Here is an 18,101-nt window from a genome sequence, read left to right as displayed (position 1 = left end):
ACCAAGTTTCTCCACAGAATTGCCCCTCTCCTCGGGCTTAACCCGAGGACTAACCCTCTCCCCGCGCCCGGGGAGATGGAACGAGGACGGCTGCAGCATCGTCACCTGCGGCGGCGTTGTGGTGCAAGGGAATGAGACGGTCGGTTAGCCGCAAACGCGTGCCAAAACGTCCCTTCTCCCCGCAGGCGGGGAGAAGGTCCCGGCAGGGGGATGAGGGGCAGACGCGAGCTGGAAGACAATATCGATCCGTCAGCGTGCGATGACGATGCGCGTGTTCTTCAGCCCATGCTGGCGCGTGAGCGCGAAGAACTCCGCGGCATTGTTCGGGTGCAGCCGCACGCAGCCGTGGGATGCGGGGCGACCGAGCCGCTTGATGTCGTAGGTGGCGTGGATGGCGTAGCCGCCGTTGAAGAACACCGCATAGGGCATGGGCGCATCGTCGTACTTGCGCGAGCGATGATAGCGCGAGAGCCATTTGGCGCTCCAGCTGCCGCGCGGCGTGACATAACCCCTGCGGGCGGTGGACACCTTCCAGCGATACATGATGATGCCGTTCTGCCGGACGGTCATGGTCTGCGAGGACAGGCTGATATCGGCAATGAGATTGGCGGCGCTCAGAGGCTGAACGGGGAACTGCATCAGAGCGGCAATAAACGCAGTCAACAATGCCTTCCGCATGCTTCTCTCTCCGGGAAAACGAACACTTACCGGTGGAACCAGACGTCCCAAGAGAATAACTGGTCGAATATGATACGATCTTAATACATATGGAAAGCAAAGTCTTAATGCGAAGGTCAATTTCGCGAGGACTGGAAGGCTTTCTGCGATCAAATCATTGCGACGACAACAACGGCAAGCGTCATCACCGTGCAGGCGCCATAAAATACAGCAATCCCCGCATCGATGTCTTCGCTGGTCGCCACCGCGCGACCCGGACCGTTGATCATCGGCTCGCTGACCTTGACGCCGCCATAGATGCGCGGGCCGGCAAGCTGCAGGTCGAGCGCGCCGGCCATGGCCGCTTCCGGCCAGCCTGAATTCGGCGAGCGGTGCAGGCCGTGGTCACGCAGCGCAACCGTCAGCGCGTCCTTTGCGGCGCCCGCGCCACGGTGAAAAAGCGCCCCGGCGGCGATCAACAGAATCGAAAGCCTTGCTGCCGGCAGGTTGGCGAGATCGTCGAGCCGGGCCGAGGCCCAGCCGAATTGCAGATACTTCGGCGACTTGTGGCCGATCATCGAATCGGCCGTGTTCAGCATCTTGTAGGCAAAAAGGCCCGGGAGACCGAAAACAGCGTACCAGAAGGCTGGAGCCACGACGCCGTCGGAAAAATTCTCGGCGAGGCTTTCGATCGCCGCGCGGCAGACCGCCGGCTCGTCGAGCGTCTTCGGATCGCGGCCAACGATCATCGAGACCGCGGCGCGTCCGCCTTCAAGGCCGCCACGGCGCAAGCCTTCGGCGACGCGACCCACGTGATCGGCAAGGCTCTTCTGCGCCAGAAAGACGGCAACGAGCACCGCCTCCAGCAGAAAGCCGACCGGGCCAAAGCCCGCAAGGAGGCGATGCAGGATGAGACCGAGCCAGGCGCTCAAGGCCAGCAGCAGAACGATCGTTATGACGCCACGAAGCTTGAGTGCGGCAGCCTCCAGGCCTTCCCGGTTCAGCCGCGTGTCGAGAAAGCCGATCGCCTTGCCAAAGAACACCACGGGATGGGGCATGCGCGCCCACAGCCAATCCGGATCGCCGACGATGCGGTCGATCACCAGCGCCAGCGCGAGGATGAGAAGGATGGTCTCCGACACTCAACACTCCATGCGGGCCAGAGCATCCGCCAGCCGCCGGTCGCCTGCCCTATCCGGCGCAAGCCCGATCCGAAGCCACGTCGGCGCATAGTCGAACCTGCGCGTCAGAATATACGCTTCGCACAGCTTTTCGTGCAGCCGTGCCGCCCGCGGATGCTCGATGAGCACGAAGAGCCCTGTGCCGCCGATCCGGGCTATCCCTGCCCCATCGAGCACCGCATCGAGGCCGGCGCGCCGTTCCAAGATGCCCGCCGCTATCGCCTTCGTGTCGCCCTGCATGAGCGCCGTCGAAATCGTCAGCGCCGGGCCGGATACGGCCCAGGGGCCGAGCCAGTCGGCAAATGCGGCCAACATCGGCTCCGGCGCGACGACGAAACCGAGACGCAGACCGGCGAGCCCGAAGAACTTGCCGAAGGAACGGAAGACGACGAGGTTGCCCTCACCGCGTACATGGCCGGCGACACTCAACGCCGGCTCAAGGTCGCCAAAGGCCTCGTCCACGAGCAGCAACCCGCCTTGAGCCTTCAGCCTCGCGGCCATCGCGAGAATGTCCGCAGGCGCAAAGGCGCGGCCCGTCGGGTTGTTGGGATTGACCACGATCGCCAAGCCGTGCTCGGCGGTGAGCGCACTGGCATCGCCGATCCGGTCGACTGCAAGACCCGCTGCAGAAAGCACGCGCGCATATTCGCCATAGGTCGGCCCAAAGACCGCAACGCGGCTGCCGGTCTGGGCCACACCGCCTTGGTGGAACTGCACGAGCCGCGGCAGCAGCTGGATTGCCGATTGGGTGCCGGGCACCGGCAAAGGCAGTGCGCCATTCGTGCGGTAATATTGCGAGGCTGCCAGTCGCGCATCGTCCACCGTCTGACGGTCGGGCAGCCGGTGCCAGGCACGCTCGGGCACTTCGGGCAAGGCGACCGGGCACGGGTTGATGCCGGTCGACAGATCGAGCCAGTCTTCGAGACGCCCGCCGTAGCGGGCAGCGGCCTCGGTGATGCCGCCACCATGAACGATCGGTACGCTCATGATCGCGTCGCCAGGTCGATGAGGTGCATGAAGGAACCGGCAACATTGCCGCATCTCAGGCCCGCATGGCCAAGGTCGTCACCGGCGGCGTCGCTCACCGAAAACAGCCGATCGGCAGCACCTTCGGCGACGATGGTCGCATAGTGGAATTCGTGCGCCGTCATGGGTCCATCGAAAAAGGCGTTGTCGACAGGCACGACGCGGCGATAGCCGAGGTGCCGCCTGCGCTCGGCAAAACTGGTTACCAGCGGCAGCAGGCCGAGCATCTCGTAGCGCGCTCCATCAGCGGCGACAAGCCCTTCGCCAAGCACCATGTAGCCGCCGCATTCGCCGAAGATCCGGGCGCCGCGTTCGGCTGCTGAATGCAGGCTGGTGCGGAAGGTCGAAGCGGTGCTCAGTCGCCCGGCATGCAGCTCCGGATAGCCGCCCGGCAGATAGATGGCATCGGCCGCCGGATCGGGCGCCTCATCCGCCAACGGCGAGAAGAACGAGATCTCGGCCCCGCGCCCACGCCAGCCGAACAGCAGGTGCTCATAGCTGAAGGCAAAGGCGATATCGCGTGCCACGGCAATGCGCTGGCCGAGCGGCTGCAGCCGTTCGACATGCGCCGGAGCCGGGTCTTCGCGGAAGATTGTTGCCGCCCGACGGATCGCGTCGAGATCGCAAGCGGCCTCGACCCGCTGAGCCGCGGCCTCGATGAACACTTCGAGCGCGCCGTGTTCGCCCGCCTGCACGAGGCCGAGATGGCGCTCCGGCAAGGCGAGCGCGCTGTCTTGCCTGAGCACGCCGAAAACCGGCATCCGCACCCGATCAAGCGCATCCCTCAGCATCTTCTCATGCCGGTCGCTGCCGACCTTGTTGAGGACGACGCCGACGACGCGGATGTCGTCGCGGTGATCCGCATAACCGCGCACCATCGCTGCCACCGAATGGGACAAACGGGCGCAATCGACGACGAGAATGACGGCAAGGTTCAGCGCTGCGGCAAGATCAGCCGGCGCGCCGGTACCGTCAGCCGCCCCGTCATGCAGCCCCATCATCGCCTCGACGATCAGCGTACGACCACCGGCAGCCGCATGCGAGGCGTTCGCGCGCAGGAGTTCGGGCCGCATCGCCCAGGGATCGAAGTTGAAGCAGGGTTCGCCGGTCGCAGCCGCATGGAAGGCGGGATCGATATAGTCAGGACCCGCCTTGCCCGGCGCAAGCGCGACACCGCGCTTCCTCAGCGCCCGCATCAGCCCGAGCGTGACCGTCGTCTTGCCGGAGCCCGACGAAGGTGCTGCGATCAGCATTCCGCTCATGCCGGGTTCCTGAGAATGCGATTGGCGAAGGGGTCGGCAGCAAGCTTTCGCCCATCGAGCGCGCCGATCCAGTCGAGCGCTGCGCGAAGCCGCACCACCTCGCCGACGACGACGATCGCCGGCGGTTCGAGCCCGGCGGCCTCGACATCGGCTTCGGCGCGCGACAGCGTCGTTTCCAGCACCGTCTGGTTCGCCGTCGCCGCATTGCAGACGAAGGCGACCGGCTCGTCCGGCGAACGGCCCCCCGCAATGAGATTGGCGGTGATCGCGCCGATATGTTTCATCGCCATGTACATGACGATCACGGGCGAGCCGCTGGCAATCCCCTGCCAGTTGATCCGGTCGGGAACGAGACCCGAGGAATCGTGGCCGGTGAGGAAGGTGACCGCGTGATTGACCTCGCGGTGCGTCACCGGAATGCCGGCATAGGCAAGCCCGCCGATGCCGGCGGTGATGCCGGGCACGATGCGGAAGGGCACCTGGTGCTCGACCAGCGTCAGCGCCTCCTCGCCGCCGCGGCCGAAGACGAAGGGGTCGCCGCCCTTCAGCCGCAGCACGCGGTTGCCGGCGCGCGCCAGTTCCACCAGCCGGAGCGAGATGTCGCGCTGCTTCGGCGACGGCTTGCCGCCGCGTTTGCCCGCGAACTCGAAAACAGCGCCTGGCCGCGCAAGCTTGAGACAATCCTCGTTGACCAGCGCGTCGTGCACGATCACATCCGCCTGGCGCAGCGCATTGGCCGCGTGCAGCGTCAGAAGGCCGGGATCACCGGGCCCGGCGCCGACCAGCCAGACCGCACCTTTCTCAAGCGCCGGTAATCCGGCAAAAAAGTCGTCGGTCATGCGTGCTGCCTCATCTGAACACCGGCACCGTCTCGTGATGCCTGTTGTTACGTTTTGCGAAAGACCGGATTCCACATGCGAGGAAAGCCGGGCAAAAGATTGATTCAATTCAACAACATAAGCACACATCAGCGGCGCTCCGCTTCTGTACTGTGCCGCTGCGCACCGGCCAGCGCCGGGCCGGCAATCGCCGCCGTTGCCTGCGCCGAGGTGATTTTCGGCACGATCAGCACGGCGTCGCGGCCGGCACCGACGAGGGCCGCACCTTCGGCAACACCATGGCAACCCGTATAGGCAAAGACGATCTCGGAGGGATTTACCAGCCGGGAAGCCTCAGCCTCGAGCGTGGCCGCATCGTAAAACACGGCGGGAACGGAGAAATGTCGGGCGGCGGCAAGGATGGCCGGCTCTTCGGCGCGGGCATCGAGCGAGGCGACCAGTCGCAGGTCGTGAGCACTGGCGCCAGCGTCAGCCAAGGCGCGCTTGGCGAGCGCAATCATGTCCTCAGGCAGCGTGCCACGCTCGCAACCGAGCCCCAGTACAAGGGCCGCTTCGCACGTTTGCTGGAATTGCTTTGACCCCTTGACCGATGGCACGGTGGCCGGCTCCCTTCGTCGGTTTTCCTTAACGAAGCGCCGGCCGGAACAAAGCGTTCCTGGGCCGATCTGGACAGCACCGGTTGAGGGCCCCCTGACTGGGTCGGCCGCACCGGACGCTCTTTCAGTCCGCCGAAACGGACGCCGTCGCATATTCGTCATTTTTACCGGAGCCGGCAGAGCCGGTCAAACCGGATTGCGCCATGACGATGTCGCGTTTGGGGACGATCACGGCTCTGCTCGCGCCAGTAAAAAACGGGAACAGCGACGATCGCCCGACCGCCAACCGGATTTGCAGCGACTCACGAGAAGTCGCTGATTCTTCGAGAGATTAAACCCTCCTTCGCGAGCGCAGAAGGCGTCACCGGACGGAAGCCTTTGCATTTCGCCTCACGCTCTGACACAAGGCGTAAACGCCCGCCTCATTCCCGTCATCCCCCGAGTCCCCTCCGTGCAAGATCTCGCTTTCCACCTGCTCGTCTTCCTGTTCGTGGCCGCCTTCATTGCCGGCTTCATCGATTCGATTGCCGGTGGTGGCGGCATGATCACCATTCCCGCCATGCTGATCGCCGGCATCCCGCCGCTGCAGACGCTCGGCACCAACAAGCTGCAGGCACTCTTCGGCTCCGGCTCGGCAAGCCTTTCCTATGCCAGGCGTGGGCATGTGAACCTGAAAGAGCAATTGCCGATGGCGCTAATGTCGGCGGCGGGTTCCATCTTGGGCGCGCTGCTCGCGACCGTTGTTCCCGGCGACGTTTTGAAGGCGGTCCTGCCCTTCCTGCTGATCGCCATCGCGATCTATTTCGGGCTGAAGCCGAACATGGGCGACGTCGACCAGCACCGCCGCGTTACCCCTTTCGTCTTCACTCTCACCCTGGTGCCGCTGATCGGTTTCTATGACGGCGTCTTCGGCCCCGGCACCGGTTCCTTCTTCATGCTCGGCTTCGTCACACTCGCGGGCTTCGGCGTCTTGAAGGCGACCGCGCATACAAAGTTCCTGAACTTCGGCTCCAACATCGGCGCCTTCGCCGTCTTCCTCTTCTTCGGCGCCATCCTCTGGAAGGTCGGCCTGATGATGGGATTTGCCCAGTTCCTGGGCGCACAGGTCGGCTCGCGCTACGCCATGGCCAAGGGCGCCAAGATCATCAAGCCGCTGCTCGTCATCGTCTCGATCGCGCTTGCAGCCCGACTGCTTGCCGACCCGACCCATCCGCTGAGGATCTGGCTGGGGCTCTGAGGCGGGCGCTGCAAATGGATACCATCTCACACTGGCCGAAGGCGCGCCTGCCCTTCTTGCTGTTGCCGACGACGGTCCAGAGACGCCCAGCGAACTGCTGACGCCTAGCCCAACTCGCTCTACCAGATGCCTCAGTTTGGCTGTTAGCTTGCTCGTAGTGACATCTTTACCGATCGCGCTGGATCCGAATTGAAGGCGACCGCCCTACCGCATAGACGTCGGTCATTGCGTGGTCGCACCATAAATTTCCCTTAACCATGCTCGATTTTGGCGGGCCTCTCCCGGGTCGAAATACGGCACCTGCCGTATGTCGCTGGCTCGACGTTCGTCCTAGGCCAAGTCTCCCGCATTCCTTCGCCATTAGGTAGCAAAGACCACCAAAAGCGGCTTACGCTTCTGAATTAGAACAGAAATTCCAGCCACATCCCCGTGAATGCCACTGACGTGATCGCGCTAGTGACAACGTTGCGAGGGAGCCGTAATTGTGCTTCGTCCGGAAAGCGCCAAGAGCGGTCATCTTTCTAAGTATTGACGAAAGTCAGCTATCGACCTCATTCCGAAAATTGAGCTTGAATACGAACCTACAAAGCCGCCGTCAGGCGTGCTACGAGTTGGCCATCGCCAACTGGATTCGGGGTCTAGTCTTGAAAATCTTATTTCGAGGACTGTCCTTTGTCGGATGCGCCATTGGGGGAATTCTAGCACTTTGGACGTTGGTGTGGATAGTTCTTGGCATTAGCTTCAATCCGAGCATTCCGTATTTCGAAGCATTCCTTAATCAGAAATATAAGGGCTATAGAAGTACCGAAGGCCGACTGATCCGGTGCGAATCCTGGACAGAGTATTCTTCTGAGTATGAGATTAGCTGTAGGTATTTTCGGCAAGCAAAAGCCGAGGAACCGACGTACCACGCGTTTGACAAGTGGGGCGGCTACATCGGAAGTCGCGATGGCGGTTGATTGCAGCTTTAGGACAGATGAAAGGCACATTCCATCTAGTGTCTGTCATTGGCGGTCTTCATCTTCAAAAGCTGCTAGTCTTCTCTTGACCCCATCTCAGCTATTTGCAGATCAATTCTGTAGTGTCCGCAATGGGTCAAAAAGCAGTCGCGGGCATCGCCAGGATCGCCAGCAAAAGGCCTTCCATCTCTCGTCAAAATTAACCATTTGGACTTCCCTCGATCGACTCCTGCGGGAAATCCAGGTAGGAAACTGGATCATGTTCAGGATGATACGCATACAGCTCTGATCTCCCCGCGGCCTTTTCGGCTGCCGATCCGCTGTGCCTGCCCTCGACTTCTGGAGCCTGAACATGACCCTCAACGCCATCGATACCATCGCCATTGCCCATCGCCGCCACGCTGCGGTGTTGGCTGTCAGCGTCTTGGTCGGGGGCTTGGAAATACGCCCGACCTTCCTCCGGATCGCGGAGGGGTTGAGCCATGGCGAAACTCGAAGACACGCCCAAGGGCCAGCACTTCCTGCTCTCGCCAGAGTGCCGAACGCTGACGGTGCTCGATCTCGCCAGGATGCGGGATACGACTGCCTACAACTGATTTAAGCGCCTGCGCTGGCACGAGACAGAGGGCGAGCCTTATTGCCCCAAGTGCGGAACGTTGCGCTGCCACACGATGAGCCGTAATCGCTTCAAATGCACCGAGAAGACCTGCAAGGCCGTGTTCAGCGTCACCTCAGGCACGGTCTTTCACGCGCGCAAGCTGAGCTTCAAGAAGATGCTCATCGCCATCTGGTTCTCGGCGAACTCGGTGAAAGGCAAGGCGGCGCTCCAGCTCTCGCGTGAGATCGGCGTCCAATACAAAACGGCCTGGGTACTCCTCATGAAGCTGCGCGAGGCTATCGCATGGCGCAGGGAGGAGATAGTGCTTGATGGCGAAGTCGAGATTGACGGCAAGTACGCTGGCGGCCACATCCGTCCCGAGAATAAGGCCGAGGATCGCATTGATCGCCGCCTCAGGAAATACCAGAACATGAAGCGTCTGTGCGCTCTTGCGATCCGCCAGCGCGGACTGGGAGGCCAGACGTTTACCCGGATCATCCGAGACGAAGACAGCAACGCAGCCTGGGCGGCCGTCCGGGATCACGTGTCGCGGGAAGCAACGGTCTTCGCGGACGAGCATGGCAGCTATAACGACCTGGCTGGCCTCAACAAGCTGGAGCGCGTCAACCACTCAAAGGCCTATCAGACCGACGATGGCACGAACACCAACCAGGTCGAGAGTTTCTTCTCACGCGTTCAGCGGGCCTATGTCGGCATCCACCATCGGTTTTCGTTGAAATACTTCGACTGGTACGTGGCCGAGCTCGCGTGGCGCGAGGATTGCCGCCAGGTGAGCAATCGCAGTCATACGTTCCAGGTGCTGGGCAAGGCACTGTCTCGCCCGACGTCACGCTATCTGTGTGGGTACTGGCAGGGCAACAAACCGCCGGACCTGATCTGGGAAGGCTAAGCGGCGACCTCCCACAGAGCCTTGCGACCGTCGAACTGGCCGGACTGCCGCACGCGTCCCGCAGTCGTCAGTTGGGTAAGGACCGCCGACAGGCGGTGTGCGATGTCTGAGAGATTGGCTGGCTCGCTCGCGATGCCGATCTTGGCTGCAAACTTCGCTGCGCAGTCGGTCACCGAAATCGGTTCCCCTGCCTCGCGCAGGACCTCCAAGACGGCTTGGCGCTTGTTTACGCCGTTCATGGCCGCTTTCACCTCGGACGACGACGGCTTGGCCTTTCGAGAGCGGTTACCCTGTTCAGGTCTCGTCAGCGCCGATGCCTGGTAGTCGGGCTCGTAGCTCAGGATGACGCGGTCCAGCGCACACATGAGTTCCTGGATGTCGACCCGCTCTCTTTCGAGCTGTTTCAGCCTTTCACTCAGGGCCGCCCGCTTCTGCTTCAACTCGCACGCTACACTCATTCGAGGCTCCGTTTTCACCGGAGCCAAGGTAGCCGCAAAGCCATTTCAGGTCTGGTGGCTTTTGCTACCTAATGCCGCATTCCTTGGCGGGAGGTTCGAACCTGGGAGACTACCAATGAAGATCATTATTGCCGTCCTGGCATCGCTCGCTTTTGCGGCGACCGCGATTGCTGCTGTCCCGTCGACGCCAGCCGAAAAGAAACCCATCGTCAAAACTGTCGGCCAGCTTGAATTGGCAGCAGGCGTAAACAAGCCGGGCCCAACGACGTCCACGTCGAGTTCCAAGGGCAAGAATTCCAAAGGCTCCTCGTACGGCAGGTCCTTCCTCTAATCCAACGCAATGCAAAAAAGGGCGGCTTCGGCCGCCCAGTATTTCGGCAATATGCGGCCATGGCGGGGGGGTGCGGACTTTCACTTTATCGGAACGGCTCGTGCGATAACTTGGAGTTTGATCACGGCAGAACAGCCAACATCGACACATGCCCAGACCAACGAAACGGCTACTGGATAAACTCCGAGAGGTCGAAGCGCACCTAGCCTCAAATACGTCACCCGCTCATGCGGTGTGTCTGTAATCAAGATTGGTGGCGCGAATGCCGCTGGTGCGATCCATTACCAGGACCATCACGAAACAAGAATGGCTCTCGGACGACGAGAGATAGCGGCCGCGGACAGGAAATCGCCAATAGGCGGCCACGGCCAAAGGCGGCGACAGCCTCTCGATGGCCCGGAGAGGGTCCAGCTCTCCGATGAAATCCGGTAACCAAGACGAAAGTCGAGCACACGGACCTCTTGAGCCTCTAGTCACTAGAGATTGCAATTACGGGGAATGCGTCGCGGAGGGTGGACGGAGATCAGATAGGCCACCCTGCCGCGAACATTGTCAGTCACTCCGCCCGTGCCAGAGGTCCTTATGTCCACCACCCTTCCCGCCATCCTGATGCTTGTCGTCGGCCTGTTCACGCTGGCGCTGGCGATCCTGCGCCGCGTGCAAACCGGCCGCTCACCGGTGGTGCTCACCTATGACGACGATGCCGAGGGGTTTGCAGGAAAGCTCTTCCGCGTGATCGTGGCAGTGCTGGTGGTGCATCTGCTGGCGGTTGCCCTGCTGCCGGCCTCCGTCGATGCCGCCCTCGGCCGGATCCCGGCGCTCGACACGCCGCTGCTTCACGCCGTCGGCCTCGTACTGATGGCGCTCGGCGGCGGGCTGACGATGCTGTCGCAAGGGGCGATGCGCCATTCGTGGAAGATCGGCATCCCCGAAGAACAGGATGCGCCGCTGGTGACCTCCGGCCTCTACGCCTTTTCCCGCAACCCGATCTATGTCGGCATGGTGACCGCACTGATCGGCACGGTGCTCGCGGTGCCCAACGTCGTCTCGGTGGCGCTCGCACTTTCCGCCTGGATCTCGATTTCCTACCAGATCCGCATGGAGGAAACCCACCTCGCCCGTTCTTTCGGGGAGGCCTATGCCGCCTATTGCAAGCGTGTCCGCAGGTGGGTTTGACGGAAACCTCGCCCTCAGGCAGCGACGCTCTCAGCGTCAACTGATCTGCTTGAAAGGCCGCGACGGATCAGGAATAGGGCTGAAAGACCGGCAACGACGCTGGACAAACCAAGCCCGAGGAAGGAGGCCGCCGAAATCGGCACGACTTTCCGAAGGACGTCCTCACTCAGGCTATGTGTCATTCCGCCTCCGACGAGAAAGGCTGCGAGCGAGAGGGTGACGACGGTGACACTCGACCGGGCGGCTCTGTCCTTGAGAAACTGATGGAGCATCATTGTTATCAATGCCACAACCGCCCAGACCCGATAGTTCAAAACCCTTATTTCGGCAGCGCGAACCTGCAGGCTACTGTCGAGGAGCCCCTTCGGCGCTAGGCCAAGCATGTGTGCGGCGGCGGCGAAAAGACCGCAACAGAGCGTCGCGACGGCCGGTGCGGCAAAGCCGGCATCAGCAAGACGCGCATCAATCCCCGCACCGAGGCGGCCTGTTCCGTGCGCTCCTCGCCGAGGCCGCGGCGATCGGGGAACCAGATCGCGGTGCAGATGGCAGCAGACAGATCGCCAAGAAGGCCGCCGAAAGGCAATAGAAACGCCTGATTGCGGCGGTGTCGTCTGCATAGTCAAACAGAAGCGTGAATACTGCACCGACGTGCAAGCCGACAAACGAGGCGACCAGCCTGGCCGAGCGGCGTGAACGATTGGATACGAACGCAAGAACCAGCACCGCGCTGATTGCGGCCGCGTAAGTGCCACCGAAGTAGTATCTCAAGACCGCCCACGGCAGTTTCTCTGCGCCGAGAGCAGTTTGCGGCCAGAAGATCATCTCCAGAAATATCAGAGGGAGGATAACGACCAAGGGACCGAGCAGCGTGGAGAGCCAGAAGAGCGTTCCTCCGCTCGCGATCGGCGACTGCGAAGCAGAGCGCGCTCGTGCGAGGCAACCGGCGAGAGCACCGACGCAGCCATCCCGCCCGGTTCGCCGCCAGCGCCATTGCGTCGTACTCGCCCGTCCCGAAGCAGCCATAGCCCCAAGGTCGCACCGGCCATGAGCGCACCGGCGCCCGAGAACATCAACAGACCGGACGCCGGTCCATAATACGCCAGCACCGGATAAGGGACCGCATACCCACCGGGGTCCCAGCTCGCAAAATACATCGTCAGAGTGTAGACGCCGATCAGGCCGGCAACCGTGCCGAAACCACACGCGCAGGACAGCGCCAGCAACTGCCAGGTGCTGCGAACCGATCGGCTGAACGCGATCGTCAACCGCGCCGCGACCATTGCCGGGAAAATGCTCAGGAAAGGAGCAACCAGTTCAATAGGGCAACGCGCAGGAGATGTCGCGAGGTAGACGGCAGCCCAGATTGCCACCAGCGCCGCCGTCGCCGAGGCTGCAAAGGAAAGATAATCCCGTTCAAGGCGCTTGCGCCAACCGTCACCAACCTGCATGCCGTCCTCCTGCCGCCCACAACCATTTCGTGTATCAGGATTGCGGCTTGATTGAGGCGAACATTCAGGGAACAGACTTGCCAGGGGCAGGCGCGCTCAAGTTCAAAACACCGCCAAGAGCAGCGCCCCTGCAGCAATGAACGCAACCCCGAGCCAGTTCATCAGGTTGAGCTTTTCGCCGAGGAAGAGCACGCCGAAGATGGCGACCATGACGATCGAGAGCTTGTCGATCGGTGCGACGCGGGCAGCGTCGCCGAGCTTCAGCGCCCGGAAATAGGCAAGCCAGGAGGCGCCGGTGGCAAGGCCGGACAGCGCCAGGAACAGCCAGGTGCGCCCTGGGATTTCTGATGGCTTCTGCCATTGTCCGGTCGCCGCGACGATGCCCAGGATCACGCAGAAGATGACGACGGTGCGGATCAGCGTGGCGAAGTCGGAGTTGATCTGCGCAACCCCGACCTTGGCGAACACGGCCGTCAGGGCAGCAAAGGCCGCCGAAAGCAGCGCCCAGAACTGCCAGCTCTGGCTCATCAGAATTCGACGCCCTGCTGCGCCTTGATGCCGGAGCGGAACGGATGCTTGATCAGCTCCATTTCGGTCACGAGATCGGCGATCTCGATCAGGTCTTCCTTGGCGTTGCGACCGGTCAAGACCACATGGGTCATGTGCGGCTTTTCTTCCTTCAGGAAGCGTACGACCTCGGCGACGTCGATGTAATCGTAGCGCAGCGCAATGTTGATCTCGTCGAGCAGCACCATCGAGTTACGCTCGTCAAGGATCAGCTCCTTCGCCTTCTCCCAAGCCTTCTCGGCCATCGCCACGTCACGGGCGCGGTCCTGCGTTTCCCAGGTGAAGCCCTCGCCGAGCGTATAGAACTGGCAGACATCGCCGAAGTGCTTCTCGATCAGCTCGCGCTCGCCGGTCACCATCGCACCCTTGATGAACTGCACGACGGCGCAGGGCATGCCATGGGCGATGTGGCGGAAGATCATGCCAAAGCCGGCGGTCGACTTGCCCTTGCCCTTGCCGGTGTTGACGATGATCAGACCCTTCTCGTCGGTCTTCGTCGCCATGATCTTTTCGCGCGCCGCCTTCTTCTTCGCCATCTTCATGGCGTGGCGGGCATCATCCTTCTCGGCAGGGGCCTCGCCGGTGTTCGTCGTCTCGTCGCTCATGATAACTCCCTCAATTCCAGTTGGCGGGACGGCGGCCAACCTTAGCCCTCATCCCGCATCCGTTCCTTTCCGTGCTTCACTGAACATCGAAAAGGAACCAGGTCTTTGCTTCCAAGCAATTCCGGACGGAAAACCGCTGCCCGGAACCGCTCTATTCGTTGCCGGCGCGAAGCCGGGTGGCGGCGGTGCCGATGCCGGCAAGCTCAAACCGCGCCGAGTTCGAGCGCGGGGTCCAGAGATTGCGGTCGATCGCTTCGAGGAAACGCTCGGCAAGCTCGGCAAAGGCGGCCGGGTTCTTGTCGCGCAAAAACTCCGCCACGCGCTCGTCGACGACGAAGGCCTGATAGGCGGCCTCGAAATGATGGTCGCGCACGGCCCCTGTGGTCGCCGCGAAAGCGAACATGTAGTCGACGGTGGCGGCAATCTCGAAGGCGCCCTTGTAGCCGTGGCGCATGACGCCATCGATCCACTTGGGATTGACGACGCGCGCCCGAACCACCCGGCCGATCTCCTCCTCCAGCGAGCGGATGACGGGTTTTTCCGGGCGGGAATGATCGTTGTGGTAGATCGCCGGCCTGCTGCCGCCAAGATGCTCGGCGGCAGCGCTCATGCCGCCTTCGAACTGGTAGTAGTCGTCGCTGTCGAGCAGGTCGTGCTCGCGGTTGTCCTGGTTCTGCACCACCGCCTCGATGGTGCGCAGACGCTCCTCGAAAAGGTCGCGTTCGGCCTTGCCCTCTTCGCCGGCGCCATAGGCATAGGCACCCCAGGTGAGATAGGCCTCGGCGAGATCGGCGCGGCTCTCCCAGCCCTTCTCGTCGATCAGCGCCTGCAGACCGGCGCCATAGGCACCGGGCTTGGCGCCGAAGACGCGATAGGACGCACGGCGGGCGGCCTCAGCGGGCTCGACGCCTTCCGCCTCCAGTCGTCGGCTTTCCGCCCGCATGCGCGCGGCGATCATATTGTCGGCATCGTCTTCCTCCAGCGCGCCGACGGCACGGATCGCCTTGTCGAACAGAGCAATCTGGTCCGGGAAGGCATCGCGGAAGAAGCCGGAAATGCGCAAGGTCACGTCGACGCGCGGCCGCCCGAGAACGGCGAGCGGCACGATCTCGTAGCCCATCACCCGGCGCGAGACCATGTCCCAGGTGGGCTTGGCACCGATCAGCGCCAGGGCCTGGGCGATATCATCGCCGCCGGTGCGCATGTTCGCCGTGCCCCAGGCCGTCAGCCCAAAGGAGGATGGCCATTCGCCGTGATCCTGCAGATAGCGGCGGATCAAAAGTTCGGCCGATTTCTTGCCGAGCTCATAGGCTGCCGGTGTCGGCACGGCGCGGCTGTCGACCGAATAGAAATTGCGACCGGTCGGCAGCACATCCGGACGTCCGCGGGTCGGCGCACCCGATGGACCGGGGGCGACGAAGCGGCCGTCGAGACCGGTGAGAAAGCCCGCCATTTCGGCGGCACCGGAGCCGGAGATGGAGGGTTTGAGGCGGGTGTCGATTTCGTCAAGCACGGCGCGTGTGTTGGCCCAACCGTCTGGGCAGGTCTGTTCGCCCGCAACGAGTTTTGCGGCCAACAGTTCGATGCGCTCGACGGTGTCGCCGGCGGTGCGCCAGGGGGCATTGGAGAGTTCGGTGAGGATTACCGGTTTCGGCCCGGTCCAGGGGGCCGACATAACGCAATCAAGCGGATCGAAGGGACGGGCGTCGCGTGCGGGGCTGACTACCTCTGAGGGGGGTAAACCCGCAGCAGAACACACCCCCGCATCCGCCGCAATTGCCCGCTGCAGGCTCTGGTCGCCGCCCTCGCCAAGCCCGCGGGGAACGCGGGCAAGCGCCACGGTCAGATCCGTCAGCAAACGCCCCTCGGGCGCCACGCCGAAGATGTGCAGGCCGTCGCGGATTTGCATTTCCTTGAGGTCGCAGAGATAGGCGTCGAGCTTTTCCAGCGCCTTGTCGTCGCTGTCGCCGTTGTCGATACCCGCGTCGCTATCGAGCCCGATGTCGCGCACGAGGTCGAGGATCTGGCGGCTGAGCAGCCGCAGTCGCCGCGGGTCGCCGCCGGCGGCGTCATAATATTCGTCGACGAGGGCTTCGAGATCCTTCAGCGGCCCGTAGGACTCGGCCCGCGTGAGCGGCGGCGTCAGGTGGTCGATGATGACGGCACTGGTGCGGCGCTTGGCCTGCGTACCCTCGCCCGGATCGTTGACGATGAAGGGGTAGATATGCGGCAGCGGCCCGAAGATCGCCTCGGGATAACAGGTTTCAGACAGCGCCAGCGCCTTGCCCGGCAGCCATTCGAGATTGCCGTGCTTGCCCATGTGCACGATCGCCTGCGCACCGAACTGATGGCGCAGGAAGGCATAGAAGGCGAGGTAGCCGTGCGGCGGCACGAGATCCGGCGAGTGGTAGCTCTCCTTCGGATCGATGTTGTAGCCGCGCGCCGGCTGGATGCCGACGACAACCTCACCGAAGCGGGCAAGCGGCAGCGCAAATGCGCCATCGAGAAAGAACGGATCGGTTTCCGGCGCGCCCCAGCGGTCGCTCACCTCATCCTGAATCTGTTTCGGAAGCGAATCGAAGAAGGCCTTGTAATCGCTGAGTGAAATTGTCTCGCGGATTTCACGGTCATGGCTGGCCGCATTGGTCGGACCAGCCATGAGATAGCGGATCAGCGCGTCACCGTCCTCGGGGATGTCGCCGACGGCATAGCCTTCCCGCGCCATGGCGCTGAGCACCTCGACGGTACCGGCGGGTGTATCGAGACCGACGCCGTTGCCAAGCCGTCCGTCGCGGTTCGGATAGTTGGCCATGACGATGGCGATCCGCCGCTCGGCGGGTTTGGCCCGGCGCAGCTTCGCCCAGTTGACGCCGAGGCTGGCGGCAAAGCGCACCCGGTCTTCGAGCGGCTCATGGCCGACGATGTTGGCCTCGACTTTCGCGTCGTAGATCGACGCCGCCTTGAAGGAGACGGCGCGCGCGAGAATGCGTCCATCGACTTCGGGCAGCGCCACGTTCATGGCAAGGTCACGGGCCATCAGCCCCTGCGGTGATGTCTCCCATTGCGCCCGCGACGAGCCGGAGAAGATCACCTGCAGCACCGGCGCACCGGTCGATTCCAGCACCGTTGGCTGGCGGTCGGCACCGGGCGAGGAAACGGCAAAGCCGGTGGCGTTCATCACCACGTCGGGTGCTGCCTCCGCAAAGATCGCCTGCAGCGTGCCGACGGAAACGGCATCCTTGAGGCTGGAGACGAAGACCGGCAGCGCCCGGACACCTTCAGCCGCAAGCGCATCGATCAAGGCCTCCACCGGCCGCGTTTCGCCGCTCTGGACGAGGGCACGGTAGAAGCAGATGGCGATGGTGGGGTTCGTGGAAGCGTTACCCCCCTCTGTCCTGCCGGACATCTCCCCCACACGGGGGGAGATTGGCTGGGGGTAGGCACTCGTTCCAAGACCAAGGTCGGCGGTTGGCACGAGGACAGCAGCTTCGGCGTTCGATTTGGCGGCACTCGCACGGTCGTTATGTCCAGCACTCGTCTCACGCTCTCCACCCTCTGGAGAACGAGCGCCCGCATCCGGGATCTCCCCCCTTGTGGGGGAGATGTCCGGCAGGACAGAGGGGGGTAAACCTCCACCAACGACGCCTATCCACTCCGAAACCCCGATCACGCCCCTGCCCGGCCACCAGATGCCGGCCTTGAGCAAAGGCTTGGCCGGCTGCGGCTTTTCGGCCCCTGTGACCAGCGCTGCGGCATAGTCGAGGAACAGGCCGGCATTGTCGGCACCGCCTTCAGTAAAATAGGCCCAGAGCCGCTGGCGGTCGTCGGCTTCAACGGTCGAAAACGGTTCGAGGCCGGGGTCCGGCTTGTCGTCGCCGGGCAGCACCGCGATCTGGAAACGGTGGGTGACGGCGGCGGCATGCAAGGCTTCCAGCAGATAGCGGAAATAACTGGCGCCTCCGAGCGGACGAACGACGATCAGCTTGGCATGATGCGCCGTACGCTCGACATAGGTGTCGACCGACATCGGATGCATCAGGTTCATGAGGCTCGCAATGCGCAGGCTGAAGCCTCCGTCGCGGCGGCCGTGAGCCGCGGCAATCGAGGAAAGCTCGGTGTCGGCGGCCGACAGGAACAGGATGTCGGCCGGCGTTTGCCCCAGGTCGATCGCTTCGTTGCCGTCAGCGATCGTTCCTTTCTGAGCGAGAAGCAGATGCATTGTCTTGTCCGTTCGAACAATTCCAGGAAACT

At 62.9% G+C, this 18,101-nt stretch carries 16 protein-coding genes; 4 read left to right on the top strand and 12 right to left on the bottom strand.

Annotation, left to right across the window (positions count from 1 at the left end; all coding sequences use genetic code 11):
- Positions 1 to 249 precede the first annotated feature (249 nt).
- The 6 genes from BBX50_RS07055 to BBX50_RS30225 form a co-directional block, all read right to left on the bottom strand.
- The gene (locus BBX50_RS07055) at positions 250 to 678 is read right to left on the bottom strand and encodes a L,D-transpeptidase (protein ID WP_065774604.1); all 429 of its coding nucleotides are present in this window, start codon (positions 676 to 678) and stop codon (positions 250 to 252) included.
- 149 nt (positions 679 to 827) lie between these two features.
- Positions 828 to 1,799: an adenosylcobinamide-phosphate synthase CbiB gene (cbiB, locus tag BBX50_RS07050; RefSeq protein WP_065774603.1), complete on the bottom strand. Its 972-nt coding sequence runs from the start codon at positions 1,797 to 1,799 to the stop codon at positions 828 to 830.
- A complete protein-coding gene (cobD, locus tag BBX50_RS07045) occupies positions 1,800 to 2,825 on the bottom strand; it encodes a threonine-phosphate decarboxylase CobD (protein WP_065774602.1) in 1,026 nt (341 codons plus the stop codon). It lies immediately after the preceding gene.
- The gene (locus tag BBX50_RS07040) at positions 2,822 to 4,126 is read right to left on the bottom strand and encodes a cobyrinate a,c-diamide synthase (protein ID WP_065774601.1); all 1,305 of its coding nucleotides are present in this window, start codon (positions 4,124 to 4,126) and stop codon (positions 2,822 to 2,824) included. The genes cobD and BBX50_RS07040 overlap by 4 nt, the downstream gene beginning before the upstream one ends.
- Positions 4,123 to 4,965, bottom strand: a complete 843-nt coding sequence (cobA, locus tag BBX50_RS07035; RefSeq protein ID WP_065774600.1) for a uroporphyrinogen-III C-methyltransferase — start codon at positions 4,963 to 4,965, stop codon at positions 4,123 to 4,125. Before cobA ends, BBX50_RS07040 begins: the two co-directional genes overlap by 4 nt.
- 128 nt (positions 4,966 to 5,093) lie before the next feature.
- Positions 5,094 to 5,561: a cobalamin biosynthesis protein gene (locus BBX50_RS30225; RefSeq protein WP_065774599.1), complete on the bottom strand. Its 468-nt coding sequence runs from the start codon at positions 5,559 to 5,561 to the stop codon at positions 5,094 to 5,096.
- 451 nt (positions 5,562 to 6,012) lie between these two features.
- On the opposite strand from BBX50_RS30225, the gene BBX50_RS07025 reads away from it, so the two are divergent.
- Positions 6,013 to 6,798, top strand: coding sequence for a TSUP family transporter (locus BBX50_RS07025; protein ID WP_065774598.1), 786 nt, complete (start codon positions 6,013 to 6,015; stop codon positions 6,796 to 6,798).
- Positions 6,799 to 7,956: 1,158 nt separating this feature from the next.
- Here BBX50_RS07025 and BBX50_RS07015 read toward each other — a convergent pair.
- Positions 7,957 to 8,241, bottom strand: a complete 285-nt coding sequence (locus BBX50_RS07015) for a hypothetical protein (RefSeq protein ID WP_065774596.1) — start codon at positions 8,239 to 8,241, stop codon at positions 7,957 to 7,959.
- 232 nt (positions 8,242 to 8,473) lie between these two features.
- On the opposite strand from BBX50_RS07015, the gene BBX50_RS07010 reads away from it, so the two are divergent.
- Entirely contained in the window at positions 8,474 to 9,265 is a 792-nt protein-coding gene (locus BBX50_RS07010; protein WP_161490854.1) for an IS1595 family transposase, read from the top strand.
- On the opposite strand, the gene BBX50_RS07005 is transcribed toward BBX50_RS07010, so the two are convergent.
- Positions 9,262 to 9,723 carry a hypothetical protein gene (locus BBX50_RS07005; protein WP_065774595.1) on the bottom strand — a complete coding sequence of 154 codons (462 nt, stop codon included), beginning with the start codon at positions 9,721 to 9,723 and terminating at the stop codon, positions 9,262 to 9,264. The two genes, BBX50_RS07010 and BBX50_RS07005, sit on opposite strands and share 4 nt — an antisense overlap.
- Before the next feature lie 115 nt (positions 9,724 to 9,838).
- Here BBX50_RS07005 and BBX50_RS07000 point away from each other — a divergent pair, with 115 nt between their 5' ends.
- Together BBX50_RS07000 and BBX50_RS06995 are read left to right on the top strand one after the other, a co-directional pair.
- A complete protein-coding gene (locus BBX50_RS07000; RefSeq protein ID WP_065774594.1) occupies positions 9,839 to 10,054 on the top strand; it encodes a hypothetical protein in 216 nt (71 codons plus the stop codon).
- A 582-nt stretch (positions 10,055 to 10,636) separates the two neighbouring features.
- Positions 10,637 to 11,230 carry an isoprenylcysteine carboxylmethyltransferase family protein gene (locus tag BBX50_RS06995; RefSeq protein WP_065774593.1) on the top strand — a complete coding sequence of 198 codons (594 nt, stop codon included), beginning with the start codon at positions 10,637 to 10,639 and terminating at the stop codon, positions 11,228 to 11,230.
- Positions 11,231 to 12,063: 833 nt separating this feature from the next.
- Here the strand turns inward: BBX50_RS06995 and BBX50_RS06980 are convergent.
- From BBX50_RS06980 to cobN, 4 genes are all read right to left on the bottom strand, one after another.
- Positions 12,064 to 12,678 (bottom strand): hypothetical protein, encoded by a 615-nt coding sequence (locus BBX50_RS06980; protein ID WP_065774590.1) that lies wholly within the window; start codon positions 12,676 to 12,678, stop codon positions 12,064 to 12,066.
- Between the two features lie 102 nt (positions 12,679 to 12,780).
- Complete coding sequence (locus tag BBX50_RS06975; protein WP_065774589.1) at positions 12,781 to 13,206, bottom strand: EamA family transporter; 426 nt, start codon at positions 13,204 to 13,206, stop codon at positions 12,781 to 12,783.
- Positions 13,206 to 13,850, bottom strand: a complete 645-nt coding sequence (cobO, locus tag BBX50_RS06970) for a cob(I)yrinic acid a,c-diamide adenosyltransferase (RefSeq protein ID WP_065774588.1) — start codon at positions 13,848 to 13,850, stop codon at positions 13,206 to 13,208. The genes BBX50_RS06975 and cobO overlap by 1 nt, the downstream gene beginning before the upstream one ends.
- 151 nt (positions 13,851 to 14,001) lie before the next feature.
- Positions 14,002 to 18,069, bottom strand: a complete 4,068-nt coding sequence (gene cobN / locus BBX50_RS06965) for a cobaltochelatase subunit CobN (protein WP_065774587.1) — start codon at positions 18,067 to 18,069, stop codon at positions 14,002 to 14,004.
- Positions 18,070 to 18,101 lie beyond the last annotated feature (32 nt).

The sequence above is a fragment of the Ensifer sp. LC11 genome (assembly GCF_001695835.1).
Lineage (GTDB): Bacteria > Pseudomonadota > Alphaproteobacteria > Rhizobiales > Rhizobiaceae > Ensifer.
The sequence above is the reverse complement of the archived record's forward strand: the minus strand, read 5'-3'. Positions and strand labels throughout refer to the sequence as shown.